14 protein-coding genes and 1 pseudogene are annotated in these 20,753 nt (G+C 58.7%); 6 read left to right on the forward strand and 9 right to left on the reverse strand.

The features are described 5' to 3' along the window. The coding region (locus tag BUB54_RS21290) for a zinc ribbon domain-containing protein (protein ID WP_217652545.1) at window positions 1–418 on the forward strand (418 nt) is incomplete at its 5' end. A gap of 47 nt (window positions 419–465) precedes the next feature. After that, on the forward strand, window positions 466–2,097 hold the full coding sequence (locus BUB54_RS17825; protein ID WP_048879599.1) for an acyl-CoA dehydrogenase family protein: 1,632 nt from the start codon (window positions 466–468) through the stop codon (window positions 2,095–2,097). 52 nt (window positions 2,098–2,149) lie between these two features. Here the strand turns inward: BUB54_RS17825 and katG are convergent, their stop codons facing one another. From katG to BUB54_RS17865, 8 genes are all read right to left on the reverse strand, one after another. Continuing rightward, window positions 2,150–4,321: a catalase/peroxidase HPI gene (gene katG / locus BUB54_RS17830; protein WP_048879598.1), complete on the reverse strand. Its 2,172-nt coding sequence runs from the start codon at window positions 4,319–4,321 to the stop codon at window positions 2,150–2,152. 208 nt (window positions 4,322–4,529) lie between these two features. Then, a complete protein-coding gene (urtE, locus tag BUB54_RS17835; RefSeq protein WP_048879597.1) occupies window positions 4,530–5,240 on the reverse strand; it encodes an urea ABC transporter ATP-binding subunit UrtE in 711 nt (236 codons plus the stop codon). Beyond that, the gene (gene urtD / locus BUB54_RS17840) at window positions 5,230–5,988 is read right to left on the reverse strand and encodes an urea ABC transporter ATP-binding protein UrtD (RefSeq protein WP_048879596.1); all 759 of its coding nucleotides are present in this window, start codon (window positions 5,986–5,988) and stop codon (window positions 5,230–5,232) included. Before urtD ends, urtE begins: the two co-directional genes overlap by 11 nt. Then, on the reverse strand, window positions 5,985–7,037 hold the full coding sequence (gene urtC, locus BUB54_RS17845) for an urea ABC transporter permease subunit UrtC (protein ID WP_048879595.1): 1,053 nt from the start codon (window positions 7,035–7,037) through the stop codon (window positions 5,985–5,987). The genes urtD and urtC overlap by 4 nt, the downstream gene beginning before the upstream one ends. Window position 7,038: 1 nt before the next feature. Further along, window positions 7,039–7,947, reverse strand: coding sequence for an urea ABC transporter permease subunit UrtB (gene urtB / locus BUB54_RS17850; protein ID WP_048879594.1), 909 nt, complete (start codon window positions 7,945–7,947; stop codon window positions 7,039–7,041). Window positions 7,948–8,012: 65 nt separating this feature from the next. After that, window positions 8,013–9,221 (reverse strand): urea ABC transporter substrate-binding protein, encoded by a 1,209-nt coding sequence (gene urtA / locus BUB54_RS17855; RefSeq protein ID WP_048879593.1) that lies wholly within the window; start codon window positions 9,219–9,221, stop codon window positions 8,013–8,015. A gap of 121 nt (window positions 9,222–9,342) precedes the next feature. After that, window positions 9,343–10,206: a response regulator transcription factor gene (locus BUB54_RS17860; protein WP_048879592.1), complete on the reverse strand. Its 864-nt coding sequence runs from the start codon at window positions 10,204–10,206 to the stop codon at window positions 9,343–9,345. Next, window positions 10,203–13,517 carry an ATP-binding protein gene (locus BUB54_RS17865; protein WP_048879591.1) on the reverse strand — a complete coding sequence of 1,105 codons (3,315 nt, stop codon included), beginning with the start codon at window positions 13,515–13,517 and terminating at the stop codon, window positions 10,203–10,205. Before BUB54_RS17865 ends, BUB54_RS17860 begins: the two co-directional genes overlap by 4 nt. A 96-nt stretch (window positions 13,518–13,613) precedes the next feature. On the opposite strand from BUB54_RS17865, the gene BUB54_RS17870 reads away from it, so the two are divergent. From BUB54_RS17870 to BUB54_RS17885, 4 genes and pseudogenes are all read left to right on the forward strand, one after another. Beyond that, window positions 13,614–14,492 carry a helix-turn-helix domain-containing protein gene (locus tag BUB54_RS17870; protein ID WP_048879590.1) on the forward strand — a complete coding sequence of 293 codons (879 nt, stop codon included), beginning with the start codon at window positions 13,614–13,616 and terminating at the stop codon, window positions 14,490–14,492. A gap of 241 nt (window positions 14,493–14,733) precedes the next feature. Next, window positions 14,734–15,132: pseudogene (locus BUB54_RS17875) on the forward strand (IS110 family transposase); the annotation flags it as partial. A 1,231-nt stretch (window positions 15,133–16,363) separates the two neighbouring features. Continuing rightward, window positions 16,364–18,124, forward strand: a complete 1,761-nt coding sequence (locus BUB54_RS17880; RefSeq protein ID WP_073211983.1) for an ATP-binding protein — start codon at window positions 16,364–16,366, stop codon at window positions 18,122–18,124. A gap of 114 nt (window positions 18,125–18,238) precedes the next feature. Next, window positions 18,239–20,284, forward strand: a complete 2,046-nt coding sequence (locus tag BUB54_RS17885; RefSeq protein WP_048880519.1) for a tetratricopeptide repeat protein — start codon at window positions 18,239–18,241, stop codon at window positions 20,282–20,284. A gap of 259 nt (window positions 20,285–20,543) precedes the next feature. On the opposite strand, the gene BUB54_RS17890 is transcribed toward BUB54_RS17885, so the two are convergent. Then, on the reverse strand, window positions 20,544–20,753 hold a 210-nt coding region (locus tag BUB54_RS17890; RefSeq protein WP_139284978.1), incomplete at its 5' end, for a transposase.

Here is a 20,753-nt window from a genome sequence, read left to right on the forward strand (position 1 = left end):
CAAACTGGCCGACTTCCATGACCGCTTCGGAATCACTTCGCAAGAAGTTAATCCTGCCTACACGTCGCAGACCTGCTCGTGCTGCGGTTACGTGGACAAACGAAATCGCCGCTCACAGAGCACCTTTCGGTGTCTGTGGTGCGGCTCAACCCTGCATGCCGATGTCAATGCGGCACGGAACATCGGACAGCGCCGTGCGCTGTCTATCGGCTCCGTGTTCCAGTCGAAGGCGTCAGTCCTCACCGAATTGGTGCGCCAACTCGGTGAACGAAGGGTGCATAGCACCCGATCCGGTGGGAAGGGTTCCACCGCCGACCCGCGATTGTCCAACCCCTACTTCGGTGGAGGAAAGCCGGTCTCGGCCCGGATGTCAGGTCAGACAACAGCACCAGATATGGTGCTTGCTATGTCAACTTGATAGTGCCCAGAAAGGATATAAGGTAGGACAAAACCCGGAGGAAAACCATGCAACGCCACGCAACGCATGAGGTGCTTAACCAGCCCCCACCTCTGGAGGATTTCAACGCCTGGGCAACCGACAAGCCGCTAAGAGAAGCGGTGAAGGTTTATGGCGGGTGCTGGGCGGAGCCAAGGCTTTCGGCCAGCGGTTGGCACGTGGGTTCCGCTCGCGTGCTGGATCTGGCACGACAGGCCAATCGGTTCTCACCGGAGCTACGTACGCACGACCGCTACGGGCACCGGATCGACGAGGTTGCCTTCCATCCCGCCTGGCATGAGCTTATGTGCATGATTCGGGCGGATGAGGCGCATTCATTCGGTTGGAGCCAGTCCACTCCCGGCGCGCATGTGGCGCGTGCGGCGTTGTCTTATTTGTGGGCGCAAGGGGAGGCAGGTGTCGGCTGCCCATCAGCCATGACCTTTGCCTCTCTTGGGGCATTGCGCCATGCCCCCGAGATGCAGGCGGCGTTTCAGGCAAAAATTCTTTCCCCGCTTTACGATCCGCGCCCTTTGCCACCTTCCCAGAAGCCGGCTCTCACTGTTGCCATGGCTATGACGGAGAAGCAGGGTGGCTCCGATCTCCGGCAAATTCAAACGCAAGCTGAGCCGCTAGGCGGCGGATGGTATGCGTTGACTGGCCATAAATGGTTTTTTTCCGTGCCAGTTGCGGATTTGTTTTTAACCCTGGCGCGTACGCCTGCAGGACCGACCTGCTTTTTAGCCCAGGGTTGGCGGGATGATGGCAGCCGTAATTTCCTGCTTCTTCAACGCCTTAAAGAAAAATGCGGTAACCGGTCGAACGCCTCGTCCGAGGTTGAATTTCGAGGGCTTGAAGCCAGGATCGTTGGCGAGGAGGGGCGCGGAATCGCGACCATTCTGGAGATGGCGCATCTGACCCGTCTGGAATGCGCGTTGGGTAGCGCTGGGCAGATTCGTCAGGCTTTGCGTCTCGCTCTACATCATGCCAGCCACCGCTCAGCTTTTGGAAACATCTTACAAGGGCAGCCCAGCATGGCGAATGTGCTGGCTGATCTTGCGCTAGAAAGTGAAGCCGCAACCTGGCTCGCCATGCGCGCCGCGCTTGCACTGGATAAAGCACCTCATGATGAAGGCGAACGCATTCTGAGCCGACTTCTTGCCCCCATTGCAAAATACTGGATATGCAAGCGGGCCCCTGTCTTCATCGCAGAAGCCTTGGAATGTCATGGGGGGAACGGTTTTATTGAAGAATATGAAATTGCCCGCCTCTACCGCGACGCACCGCTGAATGGGTTGTGGGAAGGGTCAGGCAATGTCATCTGTCTGGATGTAATGCGCGCTTTGGCCCGTGTGCCGGAAAGTGCTGATTTGCTGCGTCATGAAATATCCCGTGCGCGCGGCGCGCATCCGGAGCTGGATCAATGGCTTAACACGCCTTGGCCAGAGATTAAGGAACATAACGCCCGCCGCCTCACCGAACACCTTGCTTTGGGGCTCACCGCCAGCCTGTTGCTGCGCCATGCCCCGTCTGCAACGTCTTCAGCTTATTGCGCTACACGGTTAGAGCGCCGCGGTGGCATTGCGTTCGGTACGTTACCAGAAAATGTTGATTGTGCTGCACTTATATCCCGCGCGCAGGGGGAGGGGGAAAGCACGTGATTTCCCGCTTGAGCGCCCCGCTTCCAGCGTTCCTGGAAGCGGGGCTTTTCAATTAGAGCAGGTCGAACCGGTCGGCGTTCATTACCTTCGTCCATGCCGCGATGAAATCATGGACGAACTTCTCTTTATTATCGTCCTGTGCATAGATTTCGGCGTAGGCGCGCAGCACCGAGTTGGAGCCGAAGACCAGATCCACCCGCGTCGCTGTCCACTTGGTTTGGCCGGTTTTGCGGTCCTGGATCTCGTACAGGCCCTGGTCGGTGGGCTTCCACTTGTACCCCATATCCGTGAGGTTCACGAAGAAGTCTGTGGTGAGCGCGCCCTCGCGGTCTGTGAACACACCGTGCTTGGCGCCGCCATGATTGGTGCCCATGACGCGCATGCCGCCAACCAGTGTCGTCATCTCGCAGGCGGTCAATCCCATGAGCTGGGTGCGGTCGAGCATCAGTTCCTCGGGGCGCACGGCGTAGTCTTTCTTCAGCCAATTCCGGTAGCCATCATGTAATGGCTCCAAGACTTCAAAGGACTCGGCGTCTGTCATGGCCGCCGTCGCGTCGCCACGGCCCGGGGCAAAGGGCACTGTAACATCGAAACCAGCAGCTTTGGCGGCTTTTTCGATGCCGACATTACCCGCCAGCACAATCACATCGGCCAGGCTGGCGCCGCTTGCTGCCGCAATCGGCTCCAAAACCGACAAGACACGTGCCAAGCGTTGCGGTTCGTTGCCCTCCCAGTCTTTCTGCGGTGCCAGGCGGATACGTGCGCCATTAGCGCCGCCGCGCTTGTCGGACCCACGGAATGTGCGCGCACTATCCCAGGCGGTGGTCACCAGATCGCTGACGCTCAGTCCGCTGGCGGCAATCTTTGTCTTCACGCCACCAATATCGTAATTGGTGTGACCGGCTGGCACAGGATCCTGCCAGATCAAATCCTCCGCGGGAACGTCCGGGCCGATGTAACGGGCTTTCGGCCCCATGTCGCGATGGGTGAGCTTGAACCAAGCGCGGGCAAAAACTTCCGAGAAATAGGCGGGATCCTTATAGAAGCGCTCGGAAATTTTGCGGTATTCCGGGTCCATTTTCATGGCCATATCCGCGTCGGTCATGATCGGATTGTGCCGGATCGAGGGATCCTCGACATCAACAGGCTTATCGTCCTCTTTGATGTCTACCGGTTCCCATTGCCATGCTCCGGCCGGGCTCTTTTTCAGCTCCCATTCATGGTTCAACAGCATTTCGAAGTAGCCATTGTCCCATTTAGTCGGGTTGCTGGTCCAGGCGCCTTCCAGACCGCTGGAGACCGTGTTGCGGCCAATGCCGCGGTCGCTGTGATTGGCCCATCCAAGCCCTTGCTCGTCAACATCCGCCCCCTCTGGGGCCGGGCCAAGTTTGGAGGCATCGCCATTGCCGTGGCATTTACCAACTGTGTGGCCACCAGCAGTCAGGGCCACGGTTTCTTCATCATTCATCGCCATGCGGGCGAAGGTGATACGGACATCATGGGCGGTCTTGAGCGGGTCGGGTTTGCCGTCGACGCCCTCGGGATTCACATAAATCAGCCCCATCATTGTCGCGGCGAGCGGATTTTCCAAATCGCGCTCACCGGAATAGCGGCTGCCTTCGCTGCCGGTGGGGGCCAGCCACTCTTTTTCCGAGCCCCAGTAAACGTCCTTTTCAGGATGCCAGATATCCTCGCGGCCATAGCCGAACCCGAAGGTCTTCAGCCCCATCGATTCATAAGCCATGGTCCCGGCAAGGATGATTAGATCAGCCCAGCTGATCTTGTTGCCGTATTTCTTCTTGAGGGGCCATAGCAACCGGCGTGCCTTGTCCAGGCTGACATTATCCGGCCAGGAATTGATCGGCGCGAAACGCTGGTTGCCGCGCCCGCCGCCGCCACGCCCATCGGCAATGCGGTATGTACCTGCCGAGTGCCATGCCATGCGGATCATCAAGCCGCCATAATGGCCCCAATCCGCCGGCCACCAATCCTGGCTGTCATTCAGCAAGGCTTTCATATCGTTTTTAAGGGCGTTCATATCCAGCGCCTTCAGCGCTTCGCGATACTTAAAGCCCGGCCCGAATGGGTTTGTCTTGGTATCGTGCTGGTGGAGTATGTCCAGATTGAGGGCTTTCGGCCACCAATCCATTTTAGAGCTATCTACTGACGTAACCCCGCCATGCATCACAGGGCATTTGCCCGGTGTCGGTGAGATGTCGTTCATTGCTGGTCTCCTTCCTGATGCCAAGCCGCCCTGAGCCATGGGAAAACCTGGATGCTCGACCATAACAAAGGGTGGCGGCATTTTAGAAGGGAAGATTTGATCGATTATTATGAGAATTTTTAATCGAAAAGATCGATTGTTTAGATGAGGTTTCCAGCGTGGGGCGCAGGCCGTGCAGCCCGGCCCCCAGGGTTTGTTTTTCGACGGCTCAGATATTCACAAGGTGCGAAATTTCATCCGCGCTTTCGGTTTGCGTGCTGCCGGAGCGGATAATCTGCCCGCGCTGCATCACGTGGTAGGATTCGGCAAAGGACCACGCAAAATCCAGATATTGCTCAACAATGAGGATGGTCATGCCAAGTTCTGTGCGAATGCGCCGCAGCGCCGCCTCAATTTGCTGGACCACATTTGGTTGGATGCCTTCCGTCGGTTCGTCCAGCAACAAGAGACGTGGCTGTCCGGCGAGGGCGCGGCCTATGGCAAGCTGCTGTTGCTCCCCACCTGATAGCAAGCCCGCCTTGCGGTTACGGATCTGCGTGAGCTTTGGGAACAGGTCGAAAATATGGCTTGCGATGCCTGATTCCTTCACTGCCTTGCGCCCGGCCAGGGCCGCGAGCCCGACAGTCAAATTTTCCATCACGCTTAGATGCGGAAACACGTGCCGCCCTTGAGGTACAAAGCCAATCCCCGCGCGTGCGCGCCCATGGGCGGGGGTTGATGTCAGGTCATCACCACCAAAACGCAGCCGCCCGCCAGTAAGTTTTTGTACGCCCGCGATGGTGTTGAGCAATGTGGTCTTGCCCACGCCATTACGGCCGATCAGCGCTACGGCGTCGCCTTGGGTCACCCCCATATCGACGTTCCACAATACTTGGCTCTGGCCATAGGCGGCGCAAGCAGATTCAAGTTCAAGCAACATCTTCCTTGGCCCTCCCCAGATAAACAGCTTCCACCGCCGCATCGGCGCGAATCTCGGACACGGTGCCTTCCCGCAGGATCTGCCCTTGATGCAGCACGGTCGTGTAGCCGTTCAGCGCCTCCACAAAGCTCATGTCATGGTCGATCACCAGCACCGCATGCCGTCCCACCAGCGATAGAATGAGATCCGCCGTGCGTTGCGTGTCCTGTGGGCCCATGCCCGCGGTGGGCTCATCCAGCAGCAGCAATTCAGCGTCGGTGGCCACCACCATGCCAATCTCGAGCCATTGCTTTTCGCCATGGGCGAGGCTGCCCGCCAGCGTCTCGCGCCGGTCTGTCAGACCTATTGTTTCCAGAATCTCCTCCGCGCGCTCTTGCTCAGCGGCGGGAGGGCTGCTGCTGAAAGCTAGCCACCAGGCGCGGTTCTTGCGCGCACTCACCAGCAGGTTTTCCATCACCGAGAGGCTGGGCAATACGCCAGGTGTCTGGAATTTGCGGCAGATACCACGGCGGACAATATCCTGCTCTGGCAAAGCAGTAATCGGTTGGTTTTTGAACAGAATGCGCCCGGAGGTTGGCCGGACCCGGCCAATGATCGTATCGCATAGTGTGGATTTTCCGGCCCCGTTGGGGCCGATCAGAACCCGCAGATCCTGGGGGGCCAGAGATAAAGACACATCTGTCAGCGCCTTGAAGCCATCAAAATCAACCGTGACATTTTCAAGTGTCAAAAGCGGGGCGGTATTCATTCGGCGGCCTCCTGACGGCGGCGTTGAAAAAAACGGGGCATACGGGGCGTGGTGAATAGCCCGGCGATACCGCCCGGCAGAAAGCTGACAGCAAGGATGAACAGTCCACCCAGCGCATACAGCCAGAGCGAGGGCAGGGCGGAACTGATCTCGTCCTTGGCGAAATTCACCAGCAGCGTCCCCGCAATCGCGCCCCAGAGCACGTTGCGTCCCCCCACTGCGACCCACACCACCATCTCGATAGACGGCACGACACCAACCAAGGCCGGAGAGATCACCCCAGCATGCAAGGTGAACAACGCGCCGCCCATACCTGAGAGCATACCTGCCAGCGTGAAGGCCACCACTTTGTAAGGCAGCGGATTATGGCCGAGAAAGCGCACGCGGTTCTCACCATCACGGGTGGCGCGCAGCATAGTGCCAAAGCGCGTGCCAAGCAGCCACCGCAGAAAGAAGTAAGAGGCCACAACCAGCAGGAACGTGATGAGATAAATTACCCGCGCGGCGCCCTGGCTAGTAATGTCATGCCCCGCGAAGGTGGAGAAATCGGTCAGGCCGTTGAAGCCGCCGGTGAAAGCCTGTTCGCTCACAAGCAGTGTGGCAAAGGCCAGCGCCAGTGCCTGGGTGATGAGCGCGAAATATACCCCGCCAATCCGCCGGCGGAACACCAACCAGGAGAATGCGGCGGCGAAAATGCCCGGCACCAGCACCACGCAGACCAGAGAGAACCAGGGATTGGCGAACGGATACCAGAAGCCGGGCAGGGCGGAGACGCCGCTCCACTGCATGAAGTCCGGCATGTCGCCATTAGCAAGATTCAAGCCCGCTAATTTCAGATTCATAGCGAGCGCATAGCCGCCCAGTCCGAAAAATACGCCCTGGCCTAGTGAGAGAATTCCGCCTTCGCCCCAGGTGAGCATGATACCCAGTGCCACCAGGGAGAAAGCCAGAAATCGGCCTAGCAGCGAGAGTTCATAAGAAGAAATCAGCCATGGCGCAGCCGCTCCCAGGGCTAGCGTCAGAATAGTGATGAGAGAGGCGGGTTTCATGTCAGCCTTCCAACGCGCGGGAGCGCACGGCAATCACACCCTGAGGGCGGATCTGGATGAACAGGATCACGAAGGCCAGCAACAGCACTTGGGCGACGCTGACATCGACGTAAATTTCAATAAGGGCGGTAAACAGTCCGACCATGATGGAAGCGATGGTGGTGCCCACCAGCGAGCCAAGACCGCCCAAAATCACAACCAGGAATGCCGGCACGATATAGCTTTGCCCCACAGTGGGGGTAACCGGTCCCAGCAGAGCGAGAATCACTCCGGCCAATCCGGCCACGCCTGTGCCCAACGCGAACACACAAAGATCGATCAGACGTGCGTTCACCCCCAGGGCGGCGGCAATTGGCCGGTCCTGATTCACGGCGCGTACATAAAGACCCAGCCGCGTCTTATTGATGAGCAGCGCAACCCCACCCAGGATCAAGGCAGCGACAGCGAGAATGAACAGTCGCGTGTCCGGCAGCGTCAGTCCGGACAGAATGCCCGTTGAGAAGGAAATGGTGTGGTTAAGCCAACTTGGCGCCACCACCTGCACGCCAATCGCGCCAAACAAATTTCGCGCCGCTTGCTGCAGGATCAGAGAAACGCCCCAGGTCGCCAGCAGCGTGTCCAGAGGACGGGCGGAGAGCCGGTGGATGACCGTGAGTTCCAGCACCGCCCCAAGCAACGCTGCCCCGATGAACGCCACCGGCATGGCGACCAGAATGCCCAGCGGCCCAGGCACGACAAGCAGTGTCAAATAGGCCAGATACCCGCCCAGCATCAGCATTTCGCCGTGCGCCATATTGATGACGCGCATCAGCCCAAAAGATAGTGCCAGCCCCAGCGCCGCCATAATGAAAAGAGAGGCGACGGAGAAGCCGTTGAAGATCTGGCCAATCAGAAAAGCAGTTTCGTGCATGGGGCCTCCTGCTGCGGAACAGGGGCGCGGCCTGTTTTGTTGCAGGCCGCGCCGGTCTGAGAAGGTTAGAAGTTGCTGTGAGCCCCGCAGGTCTTGCCGGGGAAAGTCAGCGGATCATAAGGCTGCGGCTTGATCGGTTTCGGGGAGGACCAGATGATCTTGAACTGCCCGTCCGGCTGCAGCTCGCCGATATAAGCCTTTTGCACCATTGACTGGTTAGGATCGAACTTCACCTCGCCCAGCGGGCTGTCCACGAAACCAAGAGCAATGGCCGCGTTACGGACTTTCTTGGGATCGAAGCTGCCTGCTTTCTCAGCCGCCTTCGCCCAGATCATCACATCTTCATAGCCGTGCACCATTGGGTCATCGACCACGGAGTCCTTGCCGTATTTGGCCTTATAAGCCGCCACAAAGTCAGCATTCATCTTGCCGGGCAGGCTCTGGAAGTAATTCCAGCTCGTATAGGATCCTGCGAGCAGGCTGGGGCCCATGGCTTTGGCTTCCGGTTCGGCAATGGAGAAGCTCATCACGGGCATCTTGTCAGGCGTCATGCCTGCTGCGGCCATTTGCTTGAAGAAGGAGACGTTTGAGTCACCATTCAGCGTGTTTATAATGATGTCCGGCTTCGTCCGCTGGATTTCCGCGATGATGGAGGAAAAATCGGTCCCGCCGAGCGGCACATATTCCTCGCCGGACAGGGTCAGCCCGTCATGCTTGATGTGCTTTTTCAGGATCAGGTTGGCAGTACGCGGATACACATAGTCTGACCCGACCAGAAAGATCTTCTTATAGCCTTGCTTCTCAGCCCATTCGAGAGCCGGAAGCGCCTGCTGGTTGGGCTGCGCGCCGGAATACATGATGTTGGGGGAGCATTCGTTGCCCTCGAACTGCACCGGATACCAAAGCAGGCCGTGGAGGCGCTGGAACACCGGCAGCATCGCCTTACGGGAGGCCGAGGTCCAGCCGCCGAACACGGTCACCACCTTATCCTGTTGCAACAGCTTGGTGGCTTTCTGGGCGAAAATCGCCGGGTCGGAGGCGCCGTCTTCCACCACCGGCACAATCTTCTTGCCCAACACGCCGCCCTTGGCGTTCAGCTGGTCGATAGCCAGCAGTTCGGCATCCTCAAGCGGTACTTCCGAGATCGCCATGGTGCCGGAGAGTGATTGCAGAACCCCAACCTTTACCGTGCCCTCGGCATGGGCCGGGGCGGCAAGGCCCAGCGCCGTGCTGGCCAGAAGTGCCGCGGCCAGACCCAGTTTTCGCATCGTCATACAGGAAGTCTCCCATCATTTGGCGGAGTGCCCGCGTTCAAGATGGGTCACTATGGGAATGGCTTGCGGCGCTGCACCATGGGGTGTTTGACGTAGCGGCCGGGCGTCAAACGGGCATGGATCAACCCCGCCGCGCCAGTTCGCCCACTGTCAGTGCCGCCGCCGAGGCGCGATTTTCCACCCCAAGCTTGATAAAAACCTGCTCCAGATGCTTGTTCACAGTGCGCGGTGAGATGCCGAGAATGTCCGAAATATCTTTGTTCGGTTTCCCGCGCGCGACCCAGAGCAGCACCTCCGCCTCGCGGGCGCTCAAAGCAAAGCGTGTTTGCAGAAACGCCTCCTCCTGTCCGCCGCCGGTTTCCGTGAGGCGATAAAGCCGTTCCCCGGGCCCCACCCGTCCCACCAGACTGAAATTTAGCGTACGCTCCCCAGCCTGCATCTCCAGCCCTGCTGGCAGGCGGAAGCTGGTGATGGCAAAGCCCGGCAGCGCGTCAGCCAAGCGTTGCTCCGCCTGCGGTGTGCACCAGAGTAGCCCGCCGGCTTCATCGGCCGCCAGCAGAAACCCGCCTGCCGCATCCAGTGCGGCCCGCGTCCGCAGGGCTTCGCGGGCATTGCCCAGATGCACGCGGATTCGCGCCAGAAGCTCATCAATGACGATCGGTTTGGTGACATAATCAACCCCGCCGGCTTCCAGCCCGCGCACGACATGGGCGGTGTCGGACAGGCCGGTCATGAAGATCACTGGAATCGGGCTAAGGGCTGGCAGAGCTTTCAGCGCTCGGCAGGTTTCAAACCCGTCCAGCCCTGGCATCATCGCGTCGAGCAAAATCAGGTCCGGTGTGACATGACGCAATGTCTCCAAAGCCGCCTGTCCACTAGAGGCTACCAAAGCGGTCAGCCCGGCCGTCTCCAGCGCATCGGTCAGCATGCCCAGCGTTTCGGGTGTATCATCAATAACCAGAACCAGATCGCGGCGCGTTGTCATGGTGCAGTCTCCGGCAGTTCGTCCAGCCATGCGAGTAGGCGTTTTAGTTCAAACCCGCGTAGCCAGCCCGCGAGCAAGGTGCAGAACGGCGCCAATGTTGCATCTTCGGCTTCCAGTGCCTTCAACCGAGCCTCCAGCCCGCGCACATAGCCAATCCGCGCAAGCTGGCGCAGTTCCTCAATCACCGCCGCGTCCGGCACGGTCATGGTCTGAGTGGGGACGGGCGCGGCGGGGGCTTCATACACCCAGTCCAGTCCCAGCAAGGCGCCAATCTTTTCAAGCAAGGCCCGGATATCGATGGGCTTGGGCAGAAAGCCGTCATAATCCGCCCCGCCCGAGCGTGTGGCGTCGTGCAGATTGCCCGAGACCATGAGGATTTTTGCTCGCTCCCCCCGCTCACGCAGTTGCGCGGCGACCTCGAGGCCGGACATGCCAGGCATACTGATATCCAGAATGATCAAATCCGGCGCAGCGTCCTCGCAGAGCGCCAAACAGGATTGCCCCTCCGGAGCGGATAACACCACGAACCCTAATGGCAGCAGGACCTCACTAACCAGCCGAATATGGTCCGGGTCGTCATCGGCGATTAGAATTTTGCGCCTATCCCCGCCATAGGCCGTGATGCGCCGGGGCGGCGCGCTGGCCTGTGCGCCCTGCGCCTCAGAGAGCAGCAGTCGTACCTTGAATATGCTACCCTGTCCGGGCGTGCTTTCGACCGTAATTTCACCTCCTAAAATTTCAGTCAGAAGCTTGGTGATGGTCAGTCCCAGCCCGGTGCCAGGCACGGCATTGGCAGCAGGCAGATGGCCGCGTTCAAATGGTTCAAAAATCTTCGTCAGATCTTCAGGCCGAATACCATGGCCGGTATCGGTGATGCTGAATTCCGTGACCTGCCCGCGCCGCTCTATAGAGAGCCGCACCTCACCCGAAGCGGTATATTTGATGGCGTTGGAGAGCAGGTTGATGAGAATCTGCCGCAGCCTCTTTTCATCGGTGTGGATGAAGCGCGGCAGCAGCCGGGCGCGCTCATCACGAAACCTGATCCCTTTGGCCTTCGCTTGGAGGCGGAACATATCGACGAGTTGATCCAGAAACTCGCTGAAATCCACTAGATCGCGGTGCAAATGCAGGGCGCCGGTCTCGATCTGCGAAATATCCAGCAATCCATCAACAAGGTTGGAGAGATGCGCCGCCGAATGGCGGATGGTACGGATCGCCTCGTCCGGACGCGGGGTGCCGCCTGTTTCCAAAAGCTGCGCATAGCCGAAAATCGCGTTCAATGGGGCCCGGATCTCGTGGATCACCCCGACGATATAGCGGCTTTTGGCGGTGTTGGCGGATTCCGCCGCGGCTTTGGCCTTCTGTAAGGCGGCGTCCGTGCGTTTATGGGCTTCGATCTCATCGAGCAGTGTGGTGGTCTGAACGTTGGTTTCGGCCTCCGCGGCCCGCTGGCTGGCGCGTGCCAAAACCAGCAGCCAGGCCGCCAGCGCCGCGAGAATGAACAGGGCAAAGAATACCACCCGCAGCGTCTGCCGCTCCGCCATGCGGATCCCCGGCGCTAGCAAGCCAAATTCATAATCGATCAGGCCGAACAACGCAGCGATAATGGATGAAAACAGAAGTAACAGCCCGAGAAACGGCAGGACCCGTTCATCCAGCTTCGTCTGGGCCCAGTTACGCAGTCGAGCGGGCAGCGAACGGCCAAGTACGGCGGCAAAATGCGGCTCGGGCTTACACAAATCCCGACAGCGCGCTTCCAGCGTGCAACATAGTGAGCAGATATCTCCGCCGTAAGCGGGGCAGGGGGCCATGTCCGGCATGTCGAACTCGCCTTCACAGACGATACATTGCCGTGTTGTGGCAGCTGCCACTGGGCGTGCCAGGTAAAACCGTCCCTTGGTGGCCCAGGCGATTAACGGGGCGGCGATAAAGGCAACCGCTAACCCCGCGAAGGGAGCCAGGGCGCGGGCGGTATCCTGGAACACGCCAAAGCTCATGGAGGTGGAGACCAGAACGGACAGCCCCATGGCGCCAATCCCGACGGGGTTTACATCATAAAGATAAGCCCGCTTGAACTCGATTCCTGGCGGGGAGAGGCCGAGGCGCTTATTGATTACGAGGTCTGCTGCGAGTGCGCCCATCCACCCCACGGCGAAATTCGCATAGAGCCCGAGAATATTCTGAATCACCCGGTAGATGCCAAGCTGCATTAGCAGAAGGGCCAGCCCGACATTGAACACCACCCACACAACCCGGCCAGGGTGGCTATGCGTCAGGCGGGAAAAGAAATTCGACCAGGCGATAGACCCGGCATAAGCATTGGTACTGTTAATCTTGATTTGGCAGGTGACCACAAAGATGAGTGTTAGGGCCGAGGCCAAAACGGGGTTTCGGAACACTTCCAGAAACGCGATATGGAACATCGTGGCGGGTTGTGCCGCATGCTCCCAATCCACCCCGCGCTCTATGGCAAGATAAGCCAGAAATGATCCCGCCGCGAGCTTCGCGCAGCCGGTCAGCACCCAGCCGGGACCCGCAAGCATCATTGCCGCCCCGCGCCGCTTCCCGCGTTTGGCAGGCAGAAAGCGTAGATAATCCACCTGTTCGCCAATCTGCGGCAATAGTGAGAGCAGGATGGATGTGGCCATACCAAAGGGCAGTAAAGCGAGGCTGTTAAACCCCAGACTGCCTGGAAACTGCGTCCAGGCCGCGATATCGGGCAGCCCCTCAGCGGCGAGATAGATCAGCGGGCCAAACTGCAAAAGCAGCCAGATCGGCTGAGTGAAGAGCTGCATGCGGCTGATGGCCTTGATGCCCAGCGCGGCAATCGGCACAACCGCCAGCGCGCTAATGCAGTTGGCCAGCCACAGCGGCAGATGCAGTACCATTACAATCGCCGCCGACATGATGCTGGCCTCGATGGCGAATAGAATAAAGGTAAAGGTGGCGTAGATTAGCGAGGTGATGGTGGAGCCAATATAGCCGAACCCGGCCCCGCGCGTGAGCAGATCCACATCCACCCCATAGCGCGTTGCTGCCGCGCAAATCGGCAATCCGACCATAAACATGATCACCCCCGCCGCCAGAATGGCCGCCATGGCGTTGGTGAACCCAAAGGTCAGGGTGATGGCGCCGCCAATCGCCTCGCAGGCGAGAAACGAGACCGCTCCCAGTGCAGTATTCCCCACAAGAAATGCGCCACGCCGGGCCTTTGCGCCGGTAAAGCGCAACGCAAAATCCTCCAGCGTCTGGTTGCCGACCCATTGGTTATATTGGCGCCGTTGGCGGATGACGCGTTGCGGGATGTTCATAATCGACCTATCCGGCCCGGCGTGCAGCGCGGTCAAGCCTGAAATGATCGCCCTCCGGCATTTGAAGCAGCCGCATCTCCGGGCCAATATCGGCCCATGCGGCAGAACAATCCAGTTCCGAGTTTCTATCTTTATGGTGAACCGCACCGCGCGGCGGCCCCGGGGTTCGTGCATGTGGAGTGGCTGGATGATCGTTCTCGCCCCTCGGAATGGACCATTCGCCCTCATGCTCACCGGGAGCTGGCCCAGCTTATCCTGATTGCCCAAGGCGGTGGCGAGATGAGGGCAGAGGCCCGCAACTTTCGCTTCACCGCCCCCTGCCTATTGGTTGTTCCTTCCGGCATTGTTCATGGCTTTCAGTGGTTTGCGGAATCCCGCGGCGTGGTGATGACCATGGCCAGCGCTTATCTGGCCGGTCTTGCGGCGCGTGACCCGGATATAGCCGCCTTGTTTGGCGAGGCCGCGTCGCTACCGTTGGAGGCGACTGAGGCAGAGAAGGTGGAAGCTAGCGGCGCTGAGATGATGCGCGAACTGGGCTGGGCACGGGCTGGCTATCGTACGGCGGTTGATGCGGCGCTGTTGGCTGTTCTGCTCACCGGTATCCGCGCCCGGGCCTTGAAAGCCGAGACAAATATCCCCGTGGCAGGCCCGGCGGCGGCACTCGTTGCAAAGTTGCGCGCGCGGATTGAGGCCCGCTTTCGGCTGCGCGAGCCGATTCCAGCCTATGCCGAGGCGTTGGGGGTGTCACTCACGGCGTTGCGCAATGCCAGCGCGCGCATTGCCGGGGCGCCGCCTTCTGTCTTACTGGACGAGCGGGCGATGCTCGAAGCCCGGCGAGCTCTGCTCTACTCCAACCTGACAGTCTCGGAGATCGGCTATTCGCTGGGCTTTGCGGACCCGGCGCATTTCTCGCGCTTCTTTACCCGGTATGAGGGGCGTTCGCCGCGTGCTTTCCGGGATGATGCGGCGGGGTAGCCGTTGCCCTTGAGACGCCGGAAAAAGGTACGTTTGTCTTGGCTAAACCTCATGTTGGCTAGATTTTTTGCTTGGAGTGGCGGAGTTCATCCAAGACAGTTTAACTGGATTGTCATTCAATTTTGTTTGGCAAAAAGTGGAGTATGTCATGAATTTAGGGAGCCTCTGAACAAGCTGTCGGTTCAATGACTCCTTGTCTGATTAGGGTGTGTCGCTGGTTTTTGGCAGTTTCGCTTGGCTGATTTCCGGCATTGGGCCGATCACCGCATCCCTGATTGCGGCGGCCGTCGCCGACATTAGTGTCTTCAAGAGTGCACGACATTTCGCCGCCTGGCTTGGTTTGGTGCCGCGACAGCATTCCACCGGCGGGAAAACCCGCCTTGGCAGGATCACCAAAACCGGCAATCGGGAGATACGCAGGCTGCTGGTTATAGGAGCCACATCCATGGTTCGTCGGGCTCCACAATGGAATAGTGCCGCTGGAGTTTGGGTCAGAGGGGTTCTTCAACGCCGGCCTGTTAGGCTGGTGACCATGGCGTTGGCGAATAAGATGACGCGCATCGCATGGGCATTGATGACGCGTAATGAGGTCTATTACGCAAAGGGACGCATGTTGACAGTCGCGAAAGTTGTGACGTGATGTTGTTCCTGCGCAAAATGGTAGACAGCGGGCGTATGCCCAACTGATCCGGAAGGAACCTTGTGCCTTGAGCACGCGGACAGAGATTGGTGCCTGACACGCAAGCGCACACCCATGATGGCCAGCGGCACGTGCCGCGTTACAGAGGCCGGACATAAGGGCGCAACTGACCGGTTCGTTCGCCAACGTCAATTGTCGGTTCTAATGGAAATGAAACTTCCTAAAATGATATCCAAGAGGCTGCCACAAAATCCAATTTGACCGCGGCCCAGACCGCAGGAAAATCTTGGTCCGACACCGCCTGCATCATGATTGTGATGCTGACCGTAACGCCCATACTTCATTAAGAAGTGCAACCATATAGAACAGGCTTTAGAAAGCCAAAAATACTTGTCACGCCGAGGCCGTCCACATAAGATTCCTTAAGTCTATAGCTCACGTCGTGATCTCTGGTTTCACCTCCAACAGTTCCCCTCCTACGGCATGCGGAGCAGACAAAAAATGAGCAAACCAAGCGTGTTGCGGTCAAGAATATCTTGGCGCTGAAAGCGGGGAGATAGCACGCTCTCCATCAAGCGCCTCCTCGACAAAGGGTAATGTTGCATGGCACGGGTCCATCAGCGACACCGTCAGGCAGAGAAACCTAGCCTGCCAAGTACCCTCCTTCCGCTAGAACATGATAGCCGTAAAAATCAACATACCCTTCTGGCGAGGATCCACCAACAGGTGGCGCTTTAGCCCCGACTAATTCCTGAGCCGGGCTTGCGCCCGTCTGTTCGACCGTCGCCGACGCCTTTCGAGGGGCATAGCCAACCGAGGCTCGATTCATTGTCCATTGCACGCTCCGGTAGGAGCGGGCAAAACAACGACAGGTGGCTGCTTCCCTAGTCTAGGAAGCTCAGGTACAACCTCCGAGGGCATATTCCCATCCCGTTCCGAAGCGCCGCATAGCCAGGAGCCGATTTCAAAAGTTAGATGATCCGTAGCCGACATATGAGGGCCACCTTGTAGCGTTTTGCGTGGTCTGCCGCTGATCGCCGGTTGACGGCCGCATTGTTTCCACTGAGAAGTGGCTTTGATGCATAAATCTGACTATTGGTTAGGATTCCACCTTTATGTTTGAGGGCGTAGCTGATGGCTACTTGATCCTTGCCCGCGTCAATCAATTACACCATACAGCCTCCTGATATAGTTCAGCCTTGTCCCATTCTTCGGAGAATACGGAGCCAGAATGTCAGACAGTTCCATGATCGCGCCCCTCAAGGTGGCCAATGAGGCATTCCTTGTTTCCAGTATGATCGAACGCTGCCCCAAGACCATGATGATCAGGGAACTGGTGGTAAACGGGCTGGAAGCCGCGGCCCAGGGGGCTCCAGGCAAGCGGGAAGTTATCATCGGAGCGCGTATGCACGAAGGCGTGCGCAAGCTCCGGATCTGGAATACAGGCCCCGGCCTTAACGCAGCCGAACTGCTGCAGATTACCGACCTCGCTTCATCGCTACGAAAGCAGAATAGCCTGGACCAGAATTTCGGCATGGGCGCCAAGGTCGCCTCCCTTCCCTCCAACCGTCAAGGATTACGCTACCGCTCCTGCGCGGGCGGACGGGTCAGCGAAGTTGTCATGGGCTATCGCGATGGCACCTATGGGCGGCTACGCATCGGCCTAGAGCGCTTGGAAGTGATCGACGCAACCGAAACCTGCATCGCCGAGGGGGATTACGACCTCTCCTTCGATTGGACCGAAGTGTTGCTCGGCGGCAATGCAGCGGATCAGGATACGGTCACAGCACCCTACGGGACCACACTCAAGGTCACTCCGGATTGGATGGGCGCCTATCTGGAAAACCGCTTTTTTCGCCTGCCTCATGATGTGACACTCATGCTCATGCCGGCGGTCTGGGGCGGAGGGGCGCCGCGCGCCATGGTTGGGCTCGATGACCGGAAGAGCGAATTCGGCCGCACCGAAACCCGCGTTACGCCGAGTGGCGTGAAAATCCATTACTATTACGACCCGCCCGAAGGCGAAAGCACTCGATCTGCAAGGAGCGCCATTACAACTAGTATCTCCCGCGGGGCGGTCGTCTTCCGTGACGAAATGTATGATGTGCGGTCGGGCGAGGCGTGGCTGCAGGATGCGCCTAATTACGGCGTGCCCTTCGGCGCCAAATACATCTCCATCTTTGTCGAACTACCACATGACTATCTCGTCTGGCCGGAAGCCTATCGTCAGTTCCTGCGGTTCCGCGGCAATGACCAGCGGCAAGTGCATATGATCGATTTCAGCGCGCTTGTGCGCAGCTACATGCCAGTCTGGCTTGCCGAGATCATCAGCAGCTTCGGCCCCGGCCAAGCCAATTTTCTCGATGACATTAGCGACGAACTGAAGGAGCTGCTTACCTCCCTTGGCGTGTTGCCCACGTTTCAAGCTCCGGCTCCCGGGGCGCCCGAGCGACCGATCTCTTCGCCCGTCGAGGCGCAGCTGAAAGCTGCTGAGACGCTGACGGAAAAGGCTAAGAATGCGCAGGCATCGTCTCTGCCGCCCAAGCCGAAGCCTCCAGTGTTCGAGCGGCCGCCAGAAATCATCGGGCTGCGTACCCCAGAACAGATCAAAGAGCGCACACTTGAAGGCCGCGCTGCCAAATTCTATCCGCAGTCGCACCAGATCTTCATTAACCTTGCCTATCCCGCCGTACAGGAGATGGCCTCCGCTCTCTTGGTCGAGACCGAGGTGCAGCTTGGGCCCCATGAAGAGGAAGCGCGCCGCATCGCAACGGAAACCGCCGAATGGGCGCTGACTAGGCGCATCTCCCGCGCCATCGTTTACAGCTTGTCGAAGAAGGCGCTTGGCTGGCGGCCGGATGAGATCTCGCGTAGCCAGTCCACCGAGAGCTTAAGTCTGGTTGCCGATGACTGGGCCAGCGCAATGGATATGGCCCGCGCCCGTTATAATCATCAGCTGCCTGCCGCCGTCCCGGCCCTAGTAGCGCCGTAGCCCGTGATCATATGAACCTCACGAAAACGAGCAGCCCTATGGCCTTCCCTCAGGTTGCAGGTAACTACCCGAGCTAAGCCCTTTAATAATTCTGATGACGGAATTAACAGAGCGATGAACGATTATACCGGCCCTAGCGTTGATCCCACCAACCCGCAAGCGACGGTGCGGGCTGCAACAGAGCTGATGCAGAGCGGCGATTTTTCCACCGCAGAGCGTCTGCTCGGCTGGGCGCTCGACTTCAACCCGGATCATGCCGCGCTTCAACGTCGCATGAGCGAACTGCGCTGGGAGCAGAGCAAAGCAGACGAAGCCCTGGATTGGGCAGAGCAGGCGCTAGCGGCCGATCGCGGCGATGCTGAAAACTACGCGTATCTCGGTCTTCTCCGCGCGCGGCAGGGGCGCTACACGGACGCCGCTGAGCTCTTGGGCCACGCAGTTGAAATCAAGCCGGATAATCCGCATTATTTGTGTCGGCTAGCCGACATCATGGTGCATCTTGGCCGCAGCGAGGACGCCAAGGCTTTTGCTCTGCAGGCGACCAGCCTACAACCAAAGAATGTTCACAACTATCTTTTCCTCGCCTCACTTCAGCGACGCTACGGCGATTTCGATGCTGCCGAAGCGACGCTCCAAGCGGGCATCAAGCAGGTGCTCGAGAGTGCTGCCCTACTGCGCCGCATGGCGGAATTTAGACTAGCCCGCGGTGATATCTATGGCGCAATGAGGTGGGCCGAGCGGGCCCGCGAAGCCGCCCCCAACGATCTGGCCAATTACGACCTCGAAGCCAACCTAGCGCTGGAGAGCGGCGATCTTACGGCGGCCGAGCACGCGCTTCGTACCGCCGCCAGCCTCAACAACGCAAGCGCTCATCACATGCGGCGTCTGAGCGATGTACTTATGCGCCGTAGCGACCTAGATGGTGCGCTGGCCTGGGCTAAGAAGGCGATTTCTGACTATCCACAGGATCAGTCCGGCTACATCCATATTGCTAACCTGCATATGGCACAGGGCCAGCACGATGCAGCCTACGCAGTGCTGGAAGCTGCGGTTGGCCAAGCAGCAAAACCCAACGCTGCAACCATGATGATGCGGCGACTGAGCAGCATCGCGCAGCAGAAGGGGTGGTACGCTCAGGCGATCGACTGGGCGAGGTGCGCCGTTGAAGCCGATCCATTTGACGCAGAGAATCACGCACATCTAGCCTCTCATTATCTCCACCAGGGCGATCTCGCGGCGGCCCAGGAAGCCGCTAGGCTTGCGCTGGATCTTGCTCCTGGCCAAGCTGCCTACAGCCGCTGCATCAGCGAGATCGCCTGGAAGCAGGGCGAGGTCGAGACTGCCTTGGAATGGGCGGAACGAGCAGTTGCGGCACATCCAGCTGACGCCCAGAACCATGCATATCAGGCAAGCTTGTTGATGCAGCAAGGGCAGAATGAGGCAGCGGAACCACCTCTCGTCCGTGCTGTGGAGCTCGCTCCTCTTAACGCTCACCTGTTGACCCGCGCCAGCGATCTGAAGATGCGTCTCGACAAGCAGGAGGAAGCATTCGCTTTTGCTGAACGCGCCATCAGCGCTCAGCCGTACAATTTGGTGGGCTACAACCACCTCGCAACGCTCCATATACGCCAGGGCAATATCGATGCCGCCGAAGCTGTTCTGCGACGGGCGGCTGAGATTGAACCCACGAACGCGCCGGTACTACGACGCCTTGCTGAGATGGAGCAGCGAAAAGGCAACCTTGAGGCTGCGCTGACTTCGGCTGAGAAAGCCATCGAAGCCGCCCCCCGTGACGCCAACTCATATAATTTCTTGGCTCGCCTACATCTTAGCTACGGCAACCTAACTGCGGCCGCTAGTGTTGCTACGAAAGCCGTGGAGCTTTCACCAACTCACGTGGGTGCCTTACGGCTCTTAAGCGATATCATGCTTCGCCAAGGCAAGGCAGATATTGCGCTTTCTCTTGCTCGCCAAGCGGCGTCCGCCAATCTGGGTGATCCTCATAGCCACAATCAAGAAGCGAGTGTACTTCTGGCGGTTGGAGATTACGAGCAGGCGGCAGCTTCGGTAGATAAGGCACTTAAGCTTGCCCCGACGGACGTCGTTTTCCTCCGCCGCGCCGACTATTTGCGCGCACTTGTGCTGCGACAAAGAAGATAAGGGTGTATATAAATTTTGTTACGGGAAGCTTTGCGGCACCTTGCGACAAAGGCGCAGACCTTACCATCACTTAATCCATGATCGCTGGAACGGCATGCACGCCATGTGTAACGCTTGCTTGACGACACGTATTAGGGAGAACGCATCCCAGGTGTAATGAGACCTGTGCGCGGGTAGGGTTTTGATCTGATTTTAAGGGATAAGATCTGGAATTTTCTTTGTTTTTTGTAGAAGAGCGTGAGGCTACCCTCGATGGGTATCAGGCCGGTTGAGTGAAGAGGTTCAGTGTTCGTTTGAGGTTATAAGCGATGGCGGTGAGACGGACCTGAACAGCGGCTTTAGCAAGACCACACCATCGCATTCGTCGTAATCCGTAGCTTCGTTTCCAAGTGCCGAAGATTTTTTCGATTCTGCCACGTACGTGATGTATGGCGCGGTTGTGAGTATTCATGCGGGCAAGAGCCCTCTG

The sequence above is a fragment of the Acidocella aminolytica 101 = DSM 11237 genome, from assembly GCF_900129125.1.
Classification (GTDB): domain Bacteria; phylum Pseudomonadota; class Alphaproteobacteria; order Acetobacterales; family Acetobacteraceae; genus Acidocella; species Acidocella aminolytica.

Excerpts from the sequence above, each read along its gene's own strand:
- BUB54_RS17825 (WP_048879599.1), top strand. The coding sequence starts at position 466 with ATGCAACGCCACGCAACGCATGAGGTGCTTAACCAGCCCCCACCTCTG.
- katG (WP_048879598.1), bottom strand. The coding sequence starts at position 4,321 with ATGAACGACATCTCACCGACACCGGGCAAATGCCCTGTGATGCATGGC.
- urtE (WP_048879597.1), bottom strand. The coding sequence starts at position 5,240 with ATGTTGCTTGAACTTGAATCTGCTTGCGCCGCCTATGGCCAGAGCCAA.
- urtD (WP_048879596.1), bottom strand. The coding sequence starts at position 5,988 with ATGAATACCGCCCCGCTTTTGACACTTGAAAATGTCACGGTTGATTTT.
- urtC (WP_048879595.1), bottom strand. The coding sequence starts at position 7,037 with ATGAAACCCGCCTCTCTCATCACTATTCTGACGCTAGCCCTGGGAGCG.
- urtB (WP_048879594.1), bottom strand. The coding sequence starts at position 7,947 with ATGCACGAAACTGCTTTTCTGATTGGCCAGATCTTCAACGGCTTCTCC.
- urtA (WP_048879593.1), bottom strand. The coding sequence starts at position 9,221 with ATGACGATGCGAAAACTGGGTCTGGCCGCGGCACTTCTGGCCAGCACG.
- BUB54_RS17860 (WP_048879592.1), bottom strand. The coding sequence starts at position 10,206 with ATGACAACGCGCCGCGATCTGGTTCTGGTTATTGATGATACACCCGAA.
- BUB54_RS17865 (WP_048879591.1), bottom strand. The coding sequence starts at position 13,517 with ATGAACATCCCGCAACGCGTCATCCGCCAACGGCGCCAATATAACCAA.
- BUB54_RS17870 (WP_048879590.1), top strand. The coding sequence starts at position 13,614 with ATGCGGCAGAACAATCCAGTTCCGAGTTTCTATCTTTATGGTGAACCG.
- BUB54_RS17880 (WP_073211983.1), top strand. The coding sequence starts at position 16,364 with ATGTCAGACAGTTCCATGATCGCGCCCCTCAAGGTGGCCAATGAGGCA.
- BUB54_RS17885 (WP_048880519.1), top strand. The coding sequence starts at position 18,239 with ATGAACGATTATACCGGCCCTAGCGTTGATCCCACCAACCCGCAAGCG.